Origin of the sequence: Helcobacillus sp. ACRRO (genome assembly GCF_022347125.1) — a bacterium.
GTDB classification, from domain to species: Bacteria; Actinomycetota; Actinomycetes; order Actinomycetales; family Dermabacteraceae; genus Helcobacillus; species Helcobacillus massiliensis.
Genome location: NZ_JAKRNG010000005.1, coordinates 33,718 through 52,258, shown reverse-complemented (window position 1 = coordinate 52,258; position 18,541 = coordinate 33,718). Strand labels below are relative to the sequence as shown.

Genomic DNA, 18,541 nt, shown 5'->3' with positions numbered 1-18,541 from the left:
GTGAGACGGACCGCTCAGATGATGCTGGGGCCGGTGCACTCGTGAGACGATGGTGCGCGACTGCACCCCCAGGGCGCCCCCGCGCATCCGACGCGGGCCGTGAGCGCCCGGTGCACCAGGTATTCGACGAGAGGAATCAGTTCGTGGCGATGGACGTGTCCCCGCAGGAACAGGCGAAGATCAGACCGGCCCACACGCAGGTGGACCGGATCCGCAACTTCTGCATCATCGCGCACATCGACCACGGAAAGTCCACCCTCGCCGACCGCATGCTCGGCCTCACCGGTGTGGTTGAGGACCGCCTCATGCGCGCCCAGTACCTGGACCGCATGGACATCGAGCGCGAACGCGGCATCACCGTGAAGAGCCAGGCCGTGCGCATGCCCTGGTCGGTGGACGGTGAGGCGTACGCCCTCAACATGATCGACACCCCCGGCCACGTGGACTTCACCTACGAGGTCTCCCGCTCCCTCGCCGCCTGCGAGGGCGCCATCCTGCTGGTGGACGCCGCTCAGGGCATCGAAGCGCAGACCCTCGCCAACCTGTACCTGGCGATGGAGAACGACCTGACGATCATCCCCGTGCTCAACAAGATCGACCTGCCCGCCGCCGATCCCGACAAGTACGCGGCGGAGATCGGCCAGCTGGTCGGCGTCGACCCGAGCGAGGTGCTGCGCGTCTCCGGCAAGACCGGTCTCGGCGTGGAGGAGCTGCTGGACCACGTGGTCCGCACCATCCCCGCCCCGGAGGGCGACCCGGACGCTCCCTGCCGCGCAATGATCTTCGACTCCGTGTACGACACGTACCGCGGCGTCGTCACCTACGTCCGCATCAAGGACGGTCGTCTCACCCCGCGTGAGCGCATCCAGATGATGTCCACCCTTGCCAGTCATGAACTGCAGGAGATCGGCACCATCTCACCGGAGCCGAACCCGTCGGAGGGCCTCGGTGTGGGTGAAGTGGGCTACCTGATCACGGGGGTGAAGGACGTCCGCCAGTCCAAGGTCGGTGACACCGTCACCACGCTGCACCACGGCGCAGAAGAACCGCTGGCCGGCTATGAGGAGCCGAAGCCGATGGTGTTCTCCGGCCTGTTCCCGATCGACGGCTCCGACTACCCGAACCTGCGCGACGCCCTGGAGAAGCTCAAGCTCAACGATGCCGCCCTGAACTACGAACCGGAGACCTCGACCGCGCTCGGCTTCGGCTTCCGCGTGGGCTTCCTCGGCCTGCTGCATCTGGAGATCGTCCGTGAGCGCCTCGAGCGGGAGTTCAACCTCGACCTGATCTCGACCGCCCCGTCGGTGATCTACGACGTCCGCATGGAGGACGGCACCGAGGTGCGCGTGCTGAACCCGTCGGACTTCCCCGAAGGCAAGGTCAACGAGATCCGTGAGCCGGTCGCGGTCTCCACCATTCTGGTGCCGTCGGAGTTCGTGGGCGCCACGATGGAGCTGTGCCAGTCGAAGCGGGGCCAGATGCAGGGCATGGACTACCTTTCCGAGGACCGCGTGGAGCTGCGCTATTCGCTGCCGCTGGCGGAGATTGTGTTCGACTTCTTCGACCAGTTGAAGTCCCGCACCAAGGGGTACGCCTCCCTCGACTACGATGTCCGCGGTGACCAGGCCTCCGACCTCGTCAAAGTCGACATGCTGCTGCAGGGCGACCCGGTCGATGCGTTCAGTGCGATCGTGCACCGAGACAAGGCGTATCACTACGGCGTGGAGATGGCCGGGAAGCTGAAGGAGCTGATCCCTCGCCAGCAGTTCGAGGTGCCGATCCAGGCTGCGATCGGGTCCCGCATCATCGCGCGTGAGAACATCCGCGCGATCCGCAAGGACGTCCTGTCCAAGTGCTACGGCGGCGACATCTCCCGTAAGCGCAAACTGCTGGAGAAGCAGAAGGAGGGCAAGAAGCGCATGAAGAACATCGGCAACGTCGAGGTTCCGCAGGAGGCGTTCATCGCGGCGCTCTCCAATGATGGCAGCAGCACGAACAGCGATGGCAAGCGCAAGTGACCCCGCGGGGCGGACACGACAGAACGTCGGCCACTCACCACTAGGAGATCCGATGCCCGAGCAGCCCACGTTCCCCGAAGCCGCCGGCCCACCGGCCCCCGATGAGCTGATCGGGATCTGGGAGCTGCGCGGTCTTGTGGAGGACAAGGAGTGCAACCGCTTCGAGATCGAGGACAGCGAGACGTTCCGCTCCCGCCGGTCGACGTGGCTGATCCCTCCGCTCGAGGAGGTTCCCGCAAAGCGCTTCCGCCGCGCTCAGGGCCTTGCGATGCTCATCACCGAGGAGAACGGTGAGATCCGCGCCCGGGAGGTCTCCGACGCCTCCGAGGTCCCGTGGATCGACGAGGAGGGCACGGGGCCCGCGACGGTGCCCGAGCCGTACGAATCCCGGCTGCTCACCACCCGCGGTGCCGACGGGACGTCGCGACAGTTCCTCATCCCCCTCGCCGAGGCCGACGGGGCGCGCACGCCGATCCGTGAAGGCGCCTCCGGCAGTGAGAGCTGCGATGCCCTCACGCTGCTGGATGACGGCCGGCTCGTGCGCACGCAGGCGAACTGGGTGGACGACGCCTACGGGTTCCGCCACCATCTGATGTTCGAGCGCGTTCAGCAGCAGGAGACCGAGCACCGCCGCAACCTCCGGGCGATCCCGAGGCCAGCCCCGTCGGCCGGGCGACCGGTGCCGGACCTGCTGCCGCCCGAGATCCGCGCACGGGTGATCAGCGCGCTGTCCGAGGCGATGGCGCGCTGCACCGTGCCGCTCGCCGGTGCGGGCGCGGTCTGCTTCGTGGAGCTCAACCGCGGCAGCACCAGCACGACGAAGGGCGTGACGGTCTATGCGGCGGACGGTCGACGCGTCCAGCTGTCCCCGGAGATGGATCAGATTCTGCGCAAGGGCGTGCACCGGAACGTGCTCCGCGCCATGACAGATTCCCTCAAGGAGTCCCACCTCGAGGAGGGGCTCGCCGATCACCACGGCACACGGGTCTACGGCGTGTTCTTCGGCCTGGAGCCCGGGGCCGATGAGCTCACCATCAGGCTGTACAGTGGTGAAGCCGGCTGGGGCCTGCGGCACGGCCGTGGCATTCCGAATCTCGAATACCTCAAGCAGGTCCTTCCCGCCCTCGCAGCCGTCGACCCGCTGCCGGACTTCTATGACTGCGTCTCCATGATCGGACCGGGCTCGGCGAATCCGCTGCCGTTGCCCGTCGAGGAGCAGGAGCAGCTGCGCCGCGCCCTCGCACCCGCCGCCCAGAAGGCACCGCACGCCCTCATGCTCCATGTGCACTGGCAGGTGCGGAAGAAGCCGCTGCGTTCGAGCGAGGACTGGCTGTTCCTGCACCTCCTCGGCGTCTCAACGAACGGGACGGTTCTGCGCTGGACCACCCGCCGCGGCGAGCCCAGCATCCCGGAGGAGCTCGTGACCGGCGGTGCCGACGCCTTCCAGGCGATCATCGAGCGCTCCCTGCAGCACACTGGCACAGCATCGCAGGACCCGAAGGAGCGCGGCCCCGGCGCGGGACACATCATCCACCGCCTCAGCACGGGGGAGACCACGGCGCTCGTCTACGACGCGCACGACGCCCCCCACGTGACGGAGCTGAAGGACCTCACCGAGACCGTGGCCCGGTCCACCATCCCCGCCTGGATCGCCGACGGGGACGTCCCGCACGATGACCCGTTCGCAGCCCTCGACCTCGGCGGCAGCACCTCGAGCTCAGCCCCGCGCACCCTGTCCCTGCCCGACACCACCCCGGGAGAGCGATGACCGCGCCCCCATGTGCCGGAACCCTCGCTGCCGTGTGCCTGCCGCGCGAGCTCTTCGCCGTCACCACACGCGGCCGTCTGATCAGCGGCATCGCCAAGGAGCCCGTTGAAGGCCCCGTTGAGGTCCTCTCCCAGGGGATCTGGGGCGACGTTCAGGGCGACCGCCAGCACCACGGCGGCACGTTCAAAGCCGTCTACGCCTACGCGCGAGAGCAGCGCGAAGCGCTCGCGGAGAGCCTCGGCAGAGAGTTCCCCGACGGCTTCTTCGGCGAGAACCTCGTCACCACCGGCATCGATACCGACGGCGCCGTGATCGGGGAGCGCTGGCGCATCGGCACGACCGTGCTCGAGGCCAGCTGCGTGCGCACCCCGTGCGCCACGCTCGCCGAGCGGACGGGCGATCCGCGCTTCGGCCGCCGCTTCACCGACCACGGCATGCCGGGCGCCTACTTCCGCGTCATCGAGGAGGGCGAGATACTGGCGCGGCAGGACATCGAGGTGATCAGCAGGCCGGACCACGGCGTCACGCTCCGCGACGCCTTCCGCGGCCTCACTGCAGACCAGGCCTCGGCCCTGCTCGACTGGTCCGAGGAGAGCGCCACTGTCCTGTACAGCTCGCTTGTGAAGTCCGCGCAGCGGACGCTCGCCAAGGCTGGCCTCGAGCACTTCCATCCCGCCCGGCTCAGCTCCGACGGCCGGGGGATCTGACGTGAGCACCCGCCCCACGCCGCCATCGGCGGCCGCCGGCCTGTCCGTCTACATTCACATTCCGTTCTGCGCCGTTCGCTGCGGCTACTGCGACTTCAACACCTACACCGCGACCGAGCTCGGCGGGGGCGGCTCCCAGCGGGAGTACCCCGACAACGCCTGCCGCGAAATGGACCTCGTCCTCGCGGACGACCGCGCCGCCGGCTACGACTACGAGGCGATCTCCACCGTGTTCTTCGGCGGCGGCACCCCCACCCTCCTGCCGGCGGATGACCAGGCGCGCATGCTGGAGCACCTCACCTCCCTGATCCCACTCGCGGACGGGGCGGAGGTGACCACGGAGGCGAACCCGGACTCGGTGAGCCGCGCCTCCATCGCCCGTCTCGCCGACGCCGGCGTCACCCGCATGTCGTTCGGGATGCAGTCCGCGGTGCCGAGCGTTCTGCGCACCCTGGACCGCACACACGACCCGGAACGAGTGCCGCAGGCGGTCCAGTGGGCGCGCGACGCGGGTCTGCAGGTGTCCCTCGACATGATCTACGGGACGCCGGGGGAGCGGATCGAGGACGTCGCCGCCACGGTTGACGCGATCACCGCGATGAGCCCCGACCATGTCAGCGCGTATTCGCTGATCGTGGAGGGGAACACGAAGATGGCGCGGCAGCTGCGCCGCGGGGAGCTCGAGACCCCGGACCCGGACTTCATGGCGGACGCCTACGAACTGATTGCGGACCGCCTGGAGGCCGACGGGTTCTCCTGGTACGAAGTGTCGAACTTCTCCCGCTCCCGCGACACCCGCTGCGAGCACAACATCGCCTATTGGCGCGGCGCCGACTGGTGGGGGATCGGCCCCGGCGCCCACCGCCACCGCAACGGCCTGCGCTCCTGGAACGTCAAGCATCCCTCCCGCTACGCGGCGATGCTCGCCGACGCCTCACTGCCGGTGCAGGGGTCGGAGACCGTCGGCCGGGAGGACCGGGAGGTGGAGCGGCTGATGCTGGAGCTGCGCCTCGCTGACGGCCTCGCCATGGACTCCCTCGACCTGCTCGGCACGGACCACGCCCGTGAACAGATCGACAAGCACATCCGGCTCGGCACGCTCGATGCGGCCGCGCGGGAGGCGGGCGTTCTGCGCGTCACCGACGAGGGCCGCCTGCTGGCCGACGGAGTCGTCCGCGACATCGTCTCCTGACCCCGTCGGCCCCCGCAGCGCGGCGGCGATGTGGCGCGGAGACCGTCCGGTTCAGTGCCAGATGGAGATGAACCCGCGGCCGAGGACCGCGAAGGTGATGCCGGCTGCGAGCAGGCACACCCCGGCGATGACCAGCAGCGTGATGCCGAGAGTGGACAGCCCGGCCGCGGTCGCGAGGAATGCGATGGACAGGTCCCCGATCATCGGCAGGGATGCGATGAGGAACAGGGCGCCGCTCGCGGCGATGACCGCGAGGAACCCGATGACCCGCAGCATCGGCGGGTGGTTGCGCTTCGCGGCCGTCAGCGACCAGATGATCGTGGCGAGCACAGAGATCGCCACGAACGCCCCCACGAACGTGACGTTGATGGTCATGCTGCCCGCCGCGGGCTCCGCATTGATCCGGGAGTAGATCTGATCCAGGGGCATGCCCGGGACGATCCGGGTCGGGTTGAGCGCGAGGATGTCCCAGGCGCCGAGGGCGGCGAAGACGACGGTGGTGAGGATGCCCAGGGCAGTGATCAGCCCCGTGTGAGATCTGTGCATACTGACCATGCTAAGCGGTCAGTCGCCTTCTGCGGTCACCCAATCGATCAGTTCTTCGATCCGGCCGCTCAGAGTCGGCTCCACATCCGCGTAGGACCGCACCTGCTGCAGGATCCGCTGCCAGCCGAGCCCCACGTCCTCCTTCGTGGCATGCGGCCAGCCGAGAGCCGCCAGCGACCCCTGCTTGATGTCCGTGCCCTTGGGAACATGCGGCCATTCGCGCAGGCCCACCCGCTCCGGCTTCACCGCCTGCCAGACGTCCACGTACGGGTGGCCGAGGATCAGCACGTGCTCCCGCGCACCGGGCAGGCGCATCACCTCCTCGGCGATCCGCGTCTCCTTCGACCCGGCGACGAGGTGGTCCACCAGGATCCCGAGCTTCTGCCCGGGACCCGGGCCGAACGCCCGCACCCGCTCGGCGAGGTTGTCGGCGCCGTCCAGCATCTCCACGACCACACCCTCGATCCGCAGGTCATGCCCCCACACCTTCTGCACCAGCTCGGCGTCATGCCGGCCCTCCACCCAGATGCGGGACCCGCGCGCCACCCGCGCCTTCGCGCCCTTCACGTACACGGAGCCGGAGGCGCTGCGCAGACGCTGCCCGGAGCCGCCGGGGGCCGACGGGGTCTGGGCGCGGCGCTGGGGCGGCGTCAGCGTGACGGGCCGACCGTCGATGAGGAACCCGGGGCCGAGGGTGAAGGAGCGCAGCCGGCCGTGCCGGTCCTCCAGCTCGACCACATGAGCGCCGGCGGTCTTCTCCACGCGCGTGATCGCACCCACCCAGCCGGTGGAGGCGTCCTCGACCACGAGGCCGCGCTCGGCGGGCACAGGGGCGGAGGCGGGGCGACGCGGCCGGTGCGGCTGTGCGGTGCCGGCGAGGATGTCGGATCCGTAGCGGTCGAAGGTCATGCGGTGACCGTAGCAAAGCACCGGGCCGACCCCTCAGTGCGGCGCGCCCCGCGCCCGGGCCTGTTCGCTCACAGGGGAGCAGGGGGCCTTGGGGAGGCGCGGCCCTGCCCGATAGGCTGGCACTCGCGCACGCACAGTGCTAAACGGATCGCAGGCAGGACCAGACCAGGAGGGACGCAGTGGACGACCGCAAACTGCACATCCTCGGCGCCATCGTCGAGGACTTCGTCGCCACCCGCGAACCCGTCGGTTCCAAGTCCCTCCTCGAACGGCACGAGCTCGGCGTCTCCGCCGCCACCGTCCGCAACGACATGTCCGTGCTGGAGGATGAGGGCCTCATCACGCAGCCGCACACGTCTGCGGGCCGCATCCCCACCGACAAGGGCTACCGCGTGTTCGTGGACCACGTGGCGCAGGTGAAGCCGCTGTCCGCCCCGGAGAAGCGCGCCATCCGCGCGTTCTTCGACGGCGCCCACGACCTCGACGACCTCCTCACCCGCACGGTCCGCCTCCTCGCCCAGCTCACCCAGCAGGTCGCTGTGGTGCAGTACCCCGCGATCCGGCAGGCGCACGTGCGGCACGTGGAACTGGTGAAGGTGGCCGACACCCTGCTGACCGTCGTGCTCATCACCGACGCCGGCCGCGTGGACCAGCAGACCATCACCCTGGAGCACCCGGCGAGCGCCGAGGAGTACATGGCGCTGCGCGAACGCATCAACCGCGTCTGCATCGGCCGCTCCGTCCTGGACACCCCCTCCTCCTTCGACGACCTCATCGCCTCCCTCCACCCGAGCGAGCAGGACTCCGCCCGGGAGGTCATCGCCTCCCTGACGGAGCTGCTGGACGAACGCCGCGAGGAGAGGGTCGTCATGGCCGGCACCGCGAACCTCGCTCGGGCCGCCCAGCAGGCCGCGGACGTGGAGCCGATGCTGGATGTGCTGGAGGAGAACCTGGTGCTGCTGCGGCTGCTGTCCGCGATGCGCGCCAGCCCCGGCCACGTGGATGTGCTCATCGGTGAGGAGCTCTCCAATGAGGCGCTGTCCCGGGCGGCGCTCGTGGGCACCGCCTACAGCGGCCTCGGGCAGAACGACGCCCCCAGCCGCATCGCAATCCTCGGCCCCAGCCGCATGGACTACGTCACCGGCATTTCGTCCGTCTCCGCCGTCGCCGCCTACATTTCGCGCTTCCTGCGCTGATCCGGCCCCGGCACCGGACGCCCCGACCATCACACTGCACAGAATCGACAGGACAGGAATCAGTGAACGAGGACTTCTACGAACTGCTCGGCGTCTCCCGCGACGCATCCGCGGAGGACATCAAGCGCGCCTACCGCAAGGCGGCGCGCAAGCTCCACCCGGATGTGAATCCCAGTGAGGACGCCGCGGATCAGATGAAGAAGGTCTCCCAGGCGTACGAGACGCTGTCCAACCCGGAGAAGCGCCGCATGTACGACATGGGCGGTGGAACCGGCGGCTTCGGTGGCTTCGGCGGCGGTGGAGCCTCGTTCGACTTCTCCGACATCTTCGACATGTTCACCGGCGGCCAGGGCCGCGCCCAGGGCCCGATCCCGCGTCAGCGCCGCGGCAACGACATCCTGCGCCGCGTGGCGGTCTCCCTCGACGACATCGTGTTCGGCTCCGAAGCCGAGGTCGACTTCCGCACCGCGGTGGCCTGCACCCGCTGCAGCGGCTCCTGCTGCGAACCCGGGACCAGTCCCAGCCGCTGCTCCACCTGCTCCGGCACCGGCCACGTGCAGCGCGTCACCCAGTCGCTGCTCGGCCAGATGGTGCAGATGGCTCCGTGCTCCGTGTGCCACGGCCACGGCGACGTCATCGAGAACCCCTGCACGGAGTGCTCCGGCCACGGCCGGGTCCAGCAGAAGCGCACCATCACGGTGACGATCCCGTCGGGCCTGGAGAACGGCACCCGCATCCAGCTGCGCGGCGAAGGCGAAGTCGGCGAGGCCGCCGGCCCCTCCGGCGACCTGTTCGTGGAGATCGCCATCGAGGATCACGACACCTTCCACCGCGACGGCACGAACCTCATCGCCCGCATCACCGTGTCCATGGTGGCGGCTGCCCTCGGCACCACCATCACCCTGCCCACGTTCGACGGCGACAAGGAGGTGCAGATCCGCCCGGGCACGCAGCCCGGTGAGATCATCACCCTCGACGGCCTCGGCATCACCCAGTTCCGCTCCGACAAGCGCGGCGACATCCACCTGGATGTCGACGTGGAGATCCCCACGAAGCTGTCCCGCGAGCAGCAGGACCTGCTGCGGCAGTTCGCCGACGCCCGCGACGAACCGGACGTGGCCGAGGCGCCCCGCAATGCCGCGAACGAGCCCCGAACTGCCGGGCGCAAGTCCCGGTTCTCCAAGCTCCGCGACCGTCTCCGCGACCTGTGACCGCGCTCAGCTTCCTGCTGCCGGACGGCGCCCTGGAGGGGCACCGTGCCGGCGACTCGATCACGGTGGACGGCGATGAGGGCCGCCACGGCGCCGCCGTGGTTCGTCTGCGCGCGGGGGAGGACGTGCTGCTGACCGACCCCGTCGGCCGGCAGGCGGCGGCGCGCGTCACCGCCACCACGAAGACCCGCTTCACCGCGGAGCTCACCGCTGAACCCGCCGATGCCCCGGCGCCGCGCCCCCTGATCACCCTGGTGCAGGCGCTCGCCAAGGGCGGCCGAGACGAGAGCGCGGTGGAGAGCAGCGTCGAACTGGGCGCCGACGCCGTCCTCGCATGGCAGGCGGGCCGCTCCATCGTCCGCTGGCAGGGCGCGAAGAAGCTTAAGGGCGTCGCCAAATGGGAGGCGACGGTGCGCGCCGCCGTCAAACAGTCCCGCCGCCCCATTCTCCCGCGTGTGGAGGGCGTGGTCACCACCGCCGAACTCGCGGAGCGGATCCGTGAGGGGGAGGCCGACGGGTGCCGCGCGATCGTTCTGCACGAAGCCGAACAGCGTCCCCTCACCACCATCACCGACGCCCTCGCCGATGCCCGCGACATCCTCATCGTGGTGGGCCCCGAAGGCGGCATCAGCAGCGAGGAGCTAGACCAGCTGCAGGCCGCCGGTGCCCTCAGCTGCGTGCTCGGCACCAGCGTGCTGCGCGCATCCACCGCCGGTCCGGCCGCGATCGCGGTGCTGTCCGCCGCTCTCGGCCGCTGGTGAGGGCCCGCCGCGGTCCCAGGTGGGGTGCTCCGTCCTCGGACGGTGGTGCAGGAGCGCCCCGTAGGATGGATGCATGACTGATCACGACTGCGTGTTCTGCCGCATCATCGCCGGCGACATCCCCTCCGACCGCGTCTACGAGGACGAGGACGTCATCGCGTTCAAGGACCTGAACCCCGCCGCGCCCGTGCACGTGCTCGTGGTGCCGCGCAAGCACGTGCCGAACGTGGTGGCGCTGTCCGCTGAGCCGGCGCTGCTCGCCGCTGTCGCCTCCGCTGCCGGCACGGTCGCGCAGCAGGAGGCGAACGGTGATTTCCGGTTCGTCTTCAACACCGGTGAGACCGCCGGCCAGACCGTCTTCCACGTGCACGGTCACGTCCTCGCCGGCACCGACATGAGCGAAGGAGAGCTCTGAGCTTGTCATCCGCTGACACCGACCCCGACATCCGGTCCTGGGACATTGCGATCCCCGACCACCTCAACCCCGTGGCCGTCCTCGGCGCCAACGACCAGGCGCTGAACGTGATCGAGAAGATCCTGCCGGATGTCGACGTCTCCATGCGCGGCCACCGCATCACGGTGCGCGGCCCCGAGCAGGCGATCAGACGAGCGGACGCGATCATGCGGTCCCTGATCGCCGTCGCCGCGAAGGGCGAGGTCGTGAACTCCGAAGCGGTGCACCGCGCCGCCCACATGTACGGCGATGACCGCCGCCGCGAACAGAACGTCTCGGAGGTCCTCTCCCAGACCGTGCTGTCCGCCCGCGGCCGCACCATCCGCCCCAAGACCATCGGGCAGCGCGACTACGTCAACGCGATCGAAGAGAACACGATCGTGTTCGGCATCGGACCCGCCGGCACCGGCAAGACCTACTTGGCGGTGGCGAAGGCGGTGCGGGCGCTGCTGTCGAAGCAGGTCAACCGCATCATCCTGACCCGTCCGGCCGTGGAGGCGGGGGAGAGGCTCGGATTCCTGCCCGGGTCGCTCAACGAGAAGATCGACCCGTACCTGCGGCCCCTGTACGATGCCCTGCACGACATGCTCGACCCGGAGTCCATTCCGAAGCTGATGGGCGCCGGCACGATCGAGGTGGCGCCGCTGGCGTACATGCGCGGCCGTACCCTCAACGACGCTTTCATCATCCTCGATGAAGCGCAGAACACCTCTCCCGAGCAGATGAAGATGTTCCTCACGCGGCTCGGGTTCAACTCCACCATGGTCATCACCGGTGACATCACCCAGGTGGACCTGCCGGGCGGGCACCCGTCGGGCCTGCGGATGGTGGAGAAGGTGCTGAAGAAGGTGGACGACATCGAGTTCTGCCACCTCAGCGCCAAGGACGTGGTGCGCCACCGCCTCGTCTCCGACATCGTCGACGCCTACGCTCAGTGGGACTCAGCCAGCGGGAAGAAGGACCGCCGATGACCATCGAAGTGAACAACGAGACCACGCACCGGCTGAACGAACGGGAGTTCACCGACCTCGCCCGGTACGTGTTCGAGCAGATGTTCCTCCACCCGGCGACCGAACTGTCCATCCTGTTCGTGGATGAGGACGCGATGGAGGACCTGCACAAGCGGTGGATGGACCTCGACGGACCGACCGACGTCATGAGCTTCCCGATGGACGAGCTGCGCGAGGGCAGCGAGGACCAGCTCGCATCCGAGGGCCTGCTCGGTGACATCGTCATCTGCCCGACGGTCGCCGCGAAGCAGGCCCGCATCGCCGGGCACTCACCCGAGGAGGAGATGCTGCTGCTGACCACCCACGGCATCCTCCACCTTCTCGGCTACGACCATGTGGAGCCGGAGGAGGAGCGCGTCATGTTCACCCTGCAGCGCAAGCTCCTGCTCACCTTCCTCGCCTCCCGCGGCGGCAGTGCCCACATCACCGACACGGGCGGCCGCGCGTGATCCTCGTGCTGATCGGCGTCCTCGCGGCTCTGGCCGTGGTGGTCGCCACCCTCATCGCGGCCTGTGAGGCCGCCATGATGTCCGCATCCAAGCATTCGCTGGAGCGGGCGCTCGAGGAGAAGTCGGAGAAGAAGCGCGAGAGTGTCCTGCACCTGCACCAGGACGCGCACACCACCCTGTCCACCCTTGCGCTCGGGCGAGTGCTCGCGGAGAGTGCGTACGTCGTCATCATCACCGCGATCCTGTTCGAAACGATCGACGGCCTCTGGACACCGCTGCTGCTCGCCATGGTGATGGCGGGCCTGATCTCGTTCATCGCGTCCTCCGCATCGCCCCGCACCATCGGCCGGCGCAGCCCCGACGCCGTCCTGATCCGCCTCTCCCCGCTGATCCGGACCTGCCGGACGGTGCTCGGTCCGCTGTCCCGCCTGCTGGTGCACATCGCGAACGCCGCCACACCCGGCGGGAAGTACGCCGGCGGGCCGTTCGCGACCGCGGACGAACTGCGGCAGATGGTGGACCGCGCCAGCGAAGGCGAAGAGCTGCAGGACGACGAGCGGGACATGATCCGCGGCGTGTTCGACCTCGGCGACACCCTCATCCGCGAGCTGATGGTGCCGCGCACCGACATGGTCACGATCCAGTCCGACGCCAGCGCCGAGAAGGCGATGCGCCTGTTCGTCCGCTCCGGCTTCTCCCGCATCCCCGTGATCGGTGAGAGCGTCGACGACCTGCTGGGCATGCTGTACTTCAAGGACGTCATGCGGGCTATCCACTCGCCGTGGAACCCGGGCGCTGACCGCCCCGTCACCGACATCATGCGCCAGGTGCGCTTCGTGCCCGAGTTCGTCGGCGCGGACGAGGTCATGAACCAGATGCGCACCAGCCGCGTGCATGTCGCGATCGTGACCGACGAGTACGGCGGCGTCTCCGGCATCGTCACGATCGAGGACATCCTGGAGGAGATCGTCGGCGACATCTCCGATGAGCATGACCGTCATGAAGCGGCCGCCGTGCCGATGTCCGGCGGCGCGTTCCTCGTGCCCGCCCGGGAGAAGCTGTCCGAGGTGGGCGATCTGTTCGACATGGAGATCGACGACGACGACGTCGACACCATCGGCGGGCTCCTCGGCAAGGCCCTCGGCAGGGTCCCGATCGTCGGCTCCGAGGCCGACGCGCACGGTCTGCACATGGTGGCCGAGAAGATCAGCGGCCGCCGCAAGCGCGTCAGCGCCATCGTGGTCTCCCGCGCCCCCCGCGAGGCCGCCCTCACCGGGGAGCTCCCCGTCACCGAAGGAGAGAACGAATGACCGACGTGCACCGCAGCGGCTTCGCCGCCCTCGTGGGCCGACCCAACGTCGGCAAGTCCACCCTCACCAACGCCCTGGTGGGGGAGAAGGTCGCGATCACCTCGGACAAGCCGCAGACCACCCGGCGCGCCATCCGCGGCATCCTCACCACCGAGGACGCCCAGATCATCCTGGTGGACACCCCCGGAGTCCACCGGCCCCGCACGCTGCTGGGGCGCCGGCTCAACGACCTCGTCAACGAAACCCTCACCGATGTCGACGTGGTCGGGTTCTGCATCCCAGCGGACCAGAAGATCGGCCCCGGCGACCGCTACATCGCGCAGGCCCTCGCCGAGATCCGAGCGAACCGATCCCGGCCCGTCATCGTGGTCATCGTGACGAAGGCGGACCTGGTGAGCCGCGACCAGCTCGCCGATCAGCTCGTGGCGGTCTCCCAGTTCATCGACGCCGACGAGATCGTCCCGATCTCCGCGGTGGAGGGAACCCAGATCGACGTGGTCACCCGCGTCATCGCCTCCCACCTGCCGGAGGGCCCCGCACTCTACCCCGACGGCGTCCTCACCGAGGAGTCGATCGAGGACCGCATCGCCGAACTCGTGCGCGAAGCCGCGCTCGCCGACGTCCGCGACGAACTGCCGCATTCGCTCGCCGCCGTTGTGGAGGAGATCGTCGAGGAGGACCCCGAGGGCGACACGTTCAAAGAGATGGCGCCGGGGGAGGGCCGGCTGGTGGTGCGCGTGTCCCTGTTCGTGGAGCGGGACTCGCAGAAGGGCATCGTGATCGGCAAGGGCGGTGCTCACCTGAAGAAGGTCGGGACGACCGCTCGCCGGCAGATCCGCAAGCTGATGGGCCGCCCGGTGCACCTGGACATTCGGGTCAAGGTCGCCAAGGACTGGCAGCGGGACCCCAAGCAGCTCGGCCGTCTCGGATTCTGACACGCTGTTCACAGTCAGAGACAGGCGCGTAGACTCGGGGCCATGCTGCTTCTCAACCGCCGTGCGGACCTCCTGCTTATCCGCCGCGACGAGTCCTGACGCCGGGTCCTCGTCGCGGAGGCCCCTCATGCCCGGCGACTGATCACATCGACGTTGAGGACCACACCATGAACGACTCCGCAGCAGCCACCGCCTTCGCCGCCGCCCAGGCCCCGACTGTTCCCGTGACAGGGCAGAGGGGCGATGCGCCCCAGCAGCCGTCGGCCATGCCGATCCACCGCTACCAGCCGTTCCACGAGCAGATCCGCGTGGACCTGCCGGACCGCACCTGGCCGAACACCATCATCACCCGCGCGCCCCGCTGGTGCGCCGTGGACCTGCGCGACGGCAACCAGGCGCTCATCGACCCGATGAACTCCGAGCGCAAACTGCGCATGTTCGACCTGCTCGTACGGATGGGCTACAAGGAGATCGAGGTCGGGTTCCCGTCGGCCTCCCAGACCGACTACGACTTCGTGCGCACCCTCATCGAAGAGGACCGCATCCCTGACGACGTCACCATCCAGGTGCTCGTCCAGTCCCGTGAGCACCTCATCGAGCGCACCTACCAGGCTCTTGAGGGCGCGAAGCACGCCATCGTCCACCTGTACAACTCCACCTCCATCGTGCAGCGCGACGTGGTGTTCCGCTCCGATGAGGACGGCATCCTCGACATCGCCGTGCAGGGTGCACTGCTGTGCCGCAAGTACGAGGAGACCATCCCGGACACGAAGATCAGCTACCAGTACTCCCCGGAGTCCTTCACCGGCACGGAGCTGGAGTACGCCCTGCGGGTCTGCAACGCCGTGATCGATACGATCAAGCCGACGCCCGAGGACAAGATGATCATCAACCTCCCGGCGACGGTGGAGATGGCGAGCCCGAACGTCTACGCCGACTCCATCGAGTGGATGCACCGCAACCTCGACCGCCGCGACTCCCTGGTGCTCTCCCTGCACCCCCACAACGACCGCGGCACCGCGGTCGCCGCCGCCGAGCTCGGCTACATGGCCGGCGCGGACCGCATCGAAGGATGCCTGTTCGGCAACGGTGAGCGGACCGGCAACGTGGATCTGGTGACCCTCGGCATGAACCTCTTCACCCAGGGCGTGGACCCGCAGATCGACTTCTCGGACATGGATGAGATCCGCCGCACCGTGGAGCACTGCAACCAGATCAACGTGCACGAGCGCACCCCCTACGGCGGCGACCTCGTCTTCACCGCCTTCTCCGGCAGCCACCAGGACGCCATCAAGAAGGGCCTGGAGCGGATGGAGTCCGATGCCGCGAAGGCCGGCAGGAGCGTCGAGGACAGCATCTGGCGCGTCCCCTACCTGCCGGTGGATCCCAAGGACGTGGGCCGCTCCTACGAAGCGGTCATCCGCGTCAACTCCCAGTCCGGCAAGGGCGGGATGGCGTACCTGCTGCGCACCGAGCATGGCCTGGACCTGCCGCGCCGCCTCCAGATCGAGTTCTCCGGGATCGTGCAGCACCTCACCGACTCCGAGGGCGGCGAGGTGTCGCCCGAGGCGCTGTGGGAGGCGTTCCGGGACGAGTACCTGCCGGCGCCGAAGCCCGCTGACCGCTGGGGCCGCTTCAGCTTCCGCGGTATGCACCAGGTGTCCGAAGGCGAAGGCACCGACCGCATCACCGTGGAGATGGTGGTCGACGACCACGTGGAGGAGATCACCGGTCTGGGCAACGGACCCCTGGACGGCTTCGTGAAGGCACTGGACTCCAAGGGCGTGAAGGTGCGCATCCTCGACTACGCGGAGCACGCACTGGCTGAGGGCGATGACTCCCTCGCCGCCGCCTACATCGAAGCCGAGATCGATGAGGCGATCTACTGGGGCGTCGGCATCGACGGCTCCATCACCCGCGCCTCCATGCAGGCCCTGGTCTCGGCGCTGAACCGGGCGGCGAAGATCCGTCGGTGATCTCCCGGCTCATCCGTGATGAAGCGGTCGTGCTGCGCACCCAGCCCCTGGGTGAAGCCGACCGCATCATCACGCTGCTGACCCGACGGCACGGCAAGGTGCGGGCGTCGGCGCGGGGCGTGCGGCGCACGGCCTCCCGCTTCGGCGCCCGCCTCGAACCGTTCCAGCGGGTCGATCTGCAGCTGCGCCGCGGTCGCAGTCTGGACGTCATCGCCCAGGCCGTCACCATCACCGGCTACTCCAGCCGCATCGCGGAGGACTACGACCGGTTCACCGCCGCCACGGCCGTAGCGGAGACCGCCGAGCGGCTCAGCGATGAGGGCATCGACTCCTCGAACGACTTCTACCTGCTGGTGCTGTCCGCCCTTGCCGCGATCGCGGACAGCTCCCGGCCGCCGATGCTGCTGCTGGACTCGTTCCTGCTGCGCGCCACCGCCAGCGCCGGCTGGACTCCGCAGCTGCGCACCTGCGCCACCTGCGGGGCCGACGGGCCCCATGTCGCCTATGACGTCGCAGCCGGCGGCGTGGTCTGCTCGGAGTGCCGGCGCCCCGGCGCCGTCGGTGTGCGACCGAGGGTCATCGAGCATATGATCTTCCTGCTCGCCGGGGATTGGGAGAACGTCCTGGACTCCGACGATCGCACCCAGAACCAGGCCGCTGCCCTGATCGCCAGCACTCTGACCTGGCATCTGGAGCGCGGCATCCGCGCCCTGCACTATGTGGAGCGCTACCAGAGAGGACCCCAGTGACCACGAAGCCCCTGCCCGGATCCATCGGCCAGCACCCGTCGGGCGCGCAGCCCCCAGTGATCCCGGCGCGCTTCGTCCCCCAGCACATCGCGGTGGTGATGGACGGCAACGGCCGGTGGGCGAACCGCCGCGGTCTGCCCCGCACCGCCGGTCACGAAGCCGGTGAGGCGGCCCTGCTGGATGTGGTCGCCGGCGCGCTGCAGATAGGGGTCACGCACCTGAGCGCGTACGCGTTCTCCACCGAGAACTGGGCGCGCTCCCCGGAGGAGGTGCGGTTCCTGATGGGCTTCTCCCGGTCGGTTCTGCGCCGCCAGCGCGACACCCTCAACGAATGGGGCGTGAGGATTGTCTGGATCGGCCGGCCGCAGCGGCTGTGGCGATCCGTCATCAGCGAGCTGCAGGCCGCTGAGGAGCTGACACGGCACAACACCCGCCTGACGCTGTACATGTGCGTGAACTACGGCGGGCACGCCGAACTGGTGGACGCGGTGCGCCGCATCGCCGAGGAGGCGGCCGAAGGGGGCCTGAAGCCGTCACGGATCCGCTCCTCGACCATCGAGTTCCACCTGTACGCGCCCGATATGCCGCCAGTCGACCTGTTCCTTCGGTCCTCGGGGGAGCAGCGCACCTCGAACTTCCTGCTGTGGCAGAGCGCGTACGCGGAGCTGCTGTTCATCGAGGAGATGTGGCCGGATGTGGACCGGGTGGTGCTGTGGCGCGCCATCGAGGAGTACGCGAAGCGCGATCGGCGCTTCGGGGGCGCCGTGGACCGCCCTCAACAGGTGAGCGAGGGGCAGGGCCCCGCGTCAGTCAGCGCGGACGGATGAGCTGCCAGTGCCCTGACGGTCGGCCGCCCCAGCCAACGGCGTCGCCGGGGATCTGAGTCGCGCACGCGCCCGTCGGCCCCCGCGGATCACCATGGCGGCGCCGACGATCGCGAGCACCACGAGGACCGCTGCCAGCGGGTTCGCCACCAGCAGGCGCCACCACAGGCTGAACGCCGCCAGCCCCGCCGTGGCGTAGATGACCGCCCACAGGAAGCCTCCGACGGCGAGCGCCGGCAGGTAGCGCCGCAGCGGCATCCGGACGACGCCGGCAGCGGCATTGACCGCGGTCTGGAAACCGACGGTGAGGAAGCTCAGCGCCACCAGCGGAGCACCCCAGCGAGCGAGCTTGTCCTGAGCGCTCGCGACTGCCGCGGACTCCAGGAAGCGGCGCAGGCGGCTGCGGTGCGCCAACTGCGTGGCGAAGCGGCCGAGCGCATAGGTGGCGCCGGCGCGCAGGTAGATCACCACGAGAAGAAACGCGATCGCGGGGATCAGCGGCAGTGACCGGATCCAGTCGAGCACG

18 protein-coding genes are annotated in these 18,541 nt (G+C 69.0%); 15 read left to right on the top strand and 3 right to left on the bottom strand.

Features of this window, described 5'->3' with window-relative positions:
- The first annotated feature begins 149 nt into the window (after positions 1-149).
- The 4 genes from lepA to hemW are packed head-to-tail and all read left to right on the top strand — an operon-like array spanning position 150 to position 5,685.
- Positions 150-2,018: a translation elongation factor 4 gene (gene lepA / locus MHY20_RS02975; protein ID WP_183375345.1), complete on the top strand. Its 1,869-nt coding sequence runs from the start codon at positions 150-152 to the stop codon at positions 2,016-2,018.
- A gap of 52 nt (positions 2,019-2,070) precedes the next feature.
- Positions 2,071-3,786 (top strand): hypothetical protein, encoded by a 1,716-nt coding sequence (locus MHY20_RS02970; protein ID WP_239374610.1) that lies wholly within the window; start codon positions 2,071-2,073, stop codon positions 3,784-3,786.
- Between the two features lie 32 nt (positions 3,787-3,818).
- Positions 3,819-4,493 (top strand): MOSC domain-containing protein, encoded by a 675-nt coding sequence (locus tag MHY20_RS02965; RefSeq protein ID WP_239374607.1) that lies wholly within the window; start codon positions 3,819-3,821, stop codon positions 4,491-4,493.
- Between the two features lies 1 nt (position 4,494).
- On the top strand, positions 4,495-5,685 hold the full coding sequence (hemW, locus tag MHY20_RS02960; protein WP_239374603.1) for a radical SAM family heme chaperone HemW: 1,191 nt from the start codon (positions 4,495-4,497) through the stop codon (positions 5,683-5,685).
- A 51-nt stretch (positions 5,686-5,736) separates the two neighbouring features.
- Here hemW and MHY20_RS02955 read toward each other — a convergent pair whose 3' ends face one another.
- Entirely contained in the window at positions 5,737-6,231 is a 495-nt protein-coding gene (locus MHY20_RS02955) for a hypothetical protein (protein ID WP_239374600.1), read from the bottom strand.
- Positions 6,232-6,249: 18 nt separating this feature from the next.
- On the bottom strand, positions 6,250-7,140 hold the full coding sequence (locus MHY20_RS02950) for a DUF3097 domain-containing protein (RefSeq protein WP_183374670.1): 891 nt from the start codon (positions 7,138-7,140) through the stop codon (positions 6,250-6,252).
- A gap of 179 nt (positions 7,141-7,319) precedes the next feature.
- On the opposite strand from MHY20_RS02950, the gene hrcA reads away from it, so the two are divergent.
- The 11 genes from hrcA (at position 7,320) to MHY20_RS02895 (ending at position 18,018) form a co-directional block, all read left to right on the top strand.
- Positions 7,320-8,336 carry a heat-inducible transcriptional repressor HrcA gene (gene hrcA, locus MHY20_RS02945; RefSeq protein ID WP_239374598.1) on the top strand — a complete coding sequence of 339 codons (1,017 nt, stop codon included), beginning with the start codon at positions 7,320-7,322 and terminating at the stop codon, positions 8,334-8,336.
- Positions 8,337-8,398: 62 nt separating this feature from the next.
- On the top strand, positions 8,399-9,547 hold the full coding sequence (locus MHY20_RS02940; RefSeq protein ID WP_239374595.1) for a J domain-containing protein: 1,149 nt from the start codon (positions 8,399-8,401) through the stop codon (positions 9,545-9,547).
- Entirely contained in the window at positions 9,544-10,308 is a 765-nt protein-coding gene (locus MHY20_RS02935) for a 16S rRNA (uracil(1498)-N(3))-methyltransferase (RefSeq protein ID WP_239374592.1), read from the top strand. The genes MHY20_RS02940 and MHY20_RS02935 overlap by 4 nt, the downstream gene beginning before the upstream one ends.
- 73 nt (positions 10,309-10,381) lie before the next feature.
- Positions 10,382-10,723 carry an HIT domain-containing protein gene (locus MHY20_RS02930; protein ID WP_239374589.1) on the top strand — a complete coding sequence of 114 codons (342 nt, stop codon included), beginning with the start codon at positions 10,382-10,384 and terminating at the stop codon, positions 10,721-10,723.
- A 2-nt stretch (positions 10,724-10,725) separates the two neighbouring features.
- Positions 10,726-11,733: a PhoH family protein gene (locus MHY20_RS02925; protein WP_239374586.1), complete on the top strand. Its 1,008-nt coding sequence runs from the start codon at positions 10,726-10,728 to the stop codon at positions 11,731-11,733.
- The gene (gene ybeY, locus MHY20_RS02920) at positions 11,730-12,221 is read left to right on the top strand and encodes an rRNA maturation RNase YbeY (protein WP_239374583.1); all 492 of its coding nucleotides are present in this window, start codon (positions 11,730-11,732) and stop codon (positions 12,219-12,221) included. Before MHY20_RS02925 ends, ybeY begins: the two co-directional genes overlap by 4 nt.
- A complete protein-coding gene (locus MHY20_RS02915; protein WP_239374580.1) occupies positions 12,218-13,531 on the top strand; it encodes a hemolysin family protein in 1,314 nt (437 codons plus the stop codon). The genes ybeY and MHY20_RS02915 overlap by 4 nt, the downstream gene beginning before the upstream one ends.
- Positions 13,528-14,466, top strand: a complete 939-nt coding sequence (gene era, locus MHY20_RS02910) for a GTPase Era (RefSeq protein WP_239374577.1) — start codon at positions 13,528-13,530, stop codon at positions 14,464-14,466. The genes MHY20_RS02915 and era overlap by 4 nt, the downstream gene beginning before the upstream one ends.
- A gap of 167 nt (positions 14,467-14,633) precedes the next feature.
- Entirely contained in the window at positions 14,634-16,442 is a 1,809-nt protein-coding gene (leuA, locus tag MHY20_RS02905; protein ID WP_239374574.1) for a 2-isopropylmalate synthase, read from the top strand.
- Positions 16,439-17,191: a DNA repair protein RecO gene (gene recO, locus MHY20_RS02900; RefSeq protein ID WP_239374571.1), complete on the top strand. Its 753-nt coding sequence runs from the start codon at positions 16,439-16,441 to the stop codon at positions 17,189-17,191. The genes leuA and recO overlap by 4 nt, the downstream gene beginning before the upstream one ends.
- On the top strand, positions 17,188-18,018 hold the full coding sequence (locus MHY20_RS02895; RefSeq protein WP_239374568.1) for an isoprenyl transferase: 831 nt from the start codon (positions 17,188-17,190) through the stop codon (positions 18,016-18,018). The genes recO and MHY20_RS02895 overlap by 4 nt, the downstream gene beginning before the upstream one ends.
- Here the strand turns inward: MHY20_RS02895 and MHY20_RS02890 are convergent.
- Complete coding sequence (locus MHY20_RS02890) at positions 17,998-18,540, bottom strand: VTT domain-containing protein (RefSeq protein ID WP_239374565.1); 543 nt, start codon at positions 18,538-18,540, stop codon at positions 17,998-18,000. The two genes, MHY20_RS02895 and MHY20_RS02890, sit on opposite strands and share 21 nt — an antisense overlap.
- Between the last annotated feature and the right edge of the window lies 1 nt (position 18,541).

Excerpts from the sequence above, each read along its gene's own strand:
- MHY20_RS02950 (WP_183374670.1), bottom strand. The coding sequence starts at position 7,140 with ATGACCTTCGACCGCTACGGATCCGACATCCTCGCCGGCACCGCACAG.
- MHY20_RS02955 (WP_239374600.1), bottom strand. The coding sequence starts at position 6,231 with ATGCACAGATCTCACACGGGGCTGATCACTGCCCTGGGCATCCTCACC.
- ybeY (WP_239374583.1), top strand. The coding sequence starts at position 11,730 with ATGACCATCGAAGTGAACAACGAGACCACGCACCGGCTGAACGAACGG.
- era (WP_239374577.1), top strand. The coding sequence starts at position 13,528 with ATGACCGACGTGCACCGCAGCGGCTTCGCCGCCCTCGTGGGCCGACCC.
- MHY20_RS02930 (WP_239374589.1), top strand. The coding sequence starts at position 10,382 with ATGACTGATCACGACTGCGTGTTCTGCCGCATCATCGCCGGCGACATC.
- leuA (WP_239374574.1), top strand. The coding sequence starts at position 14,634 with ATGAACGACTCCGCAGCAGCCACCGCCTTCGCCGCCGCCCAGGCCCCG.
- MHY20_RS02970 (WP_239374610.1), top strand. The coding sequence starts at position 2,071 with ATGCCCGAGCAGCCCACGTTCCCCGAAGCCGCCGGCCCACCGGCCCCC.
- lepA (WP_183375345.1), top strand. The coding sequence starts at position 150 with ATGGACGTGTCCCCGCAGGAACAGGCGAAGATCAGACCGGCCCACACG.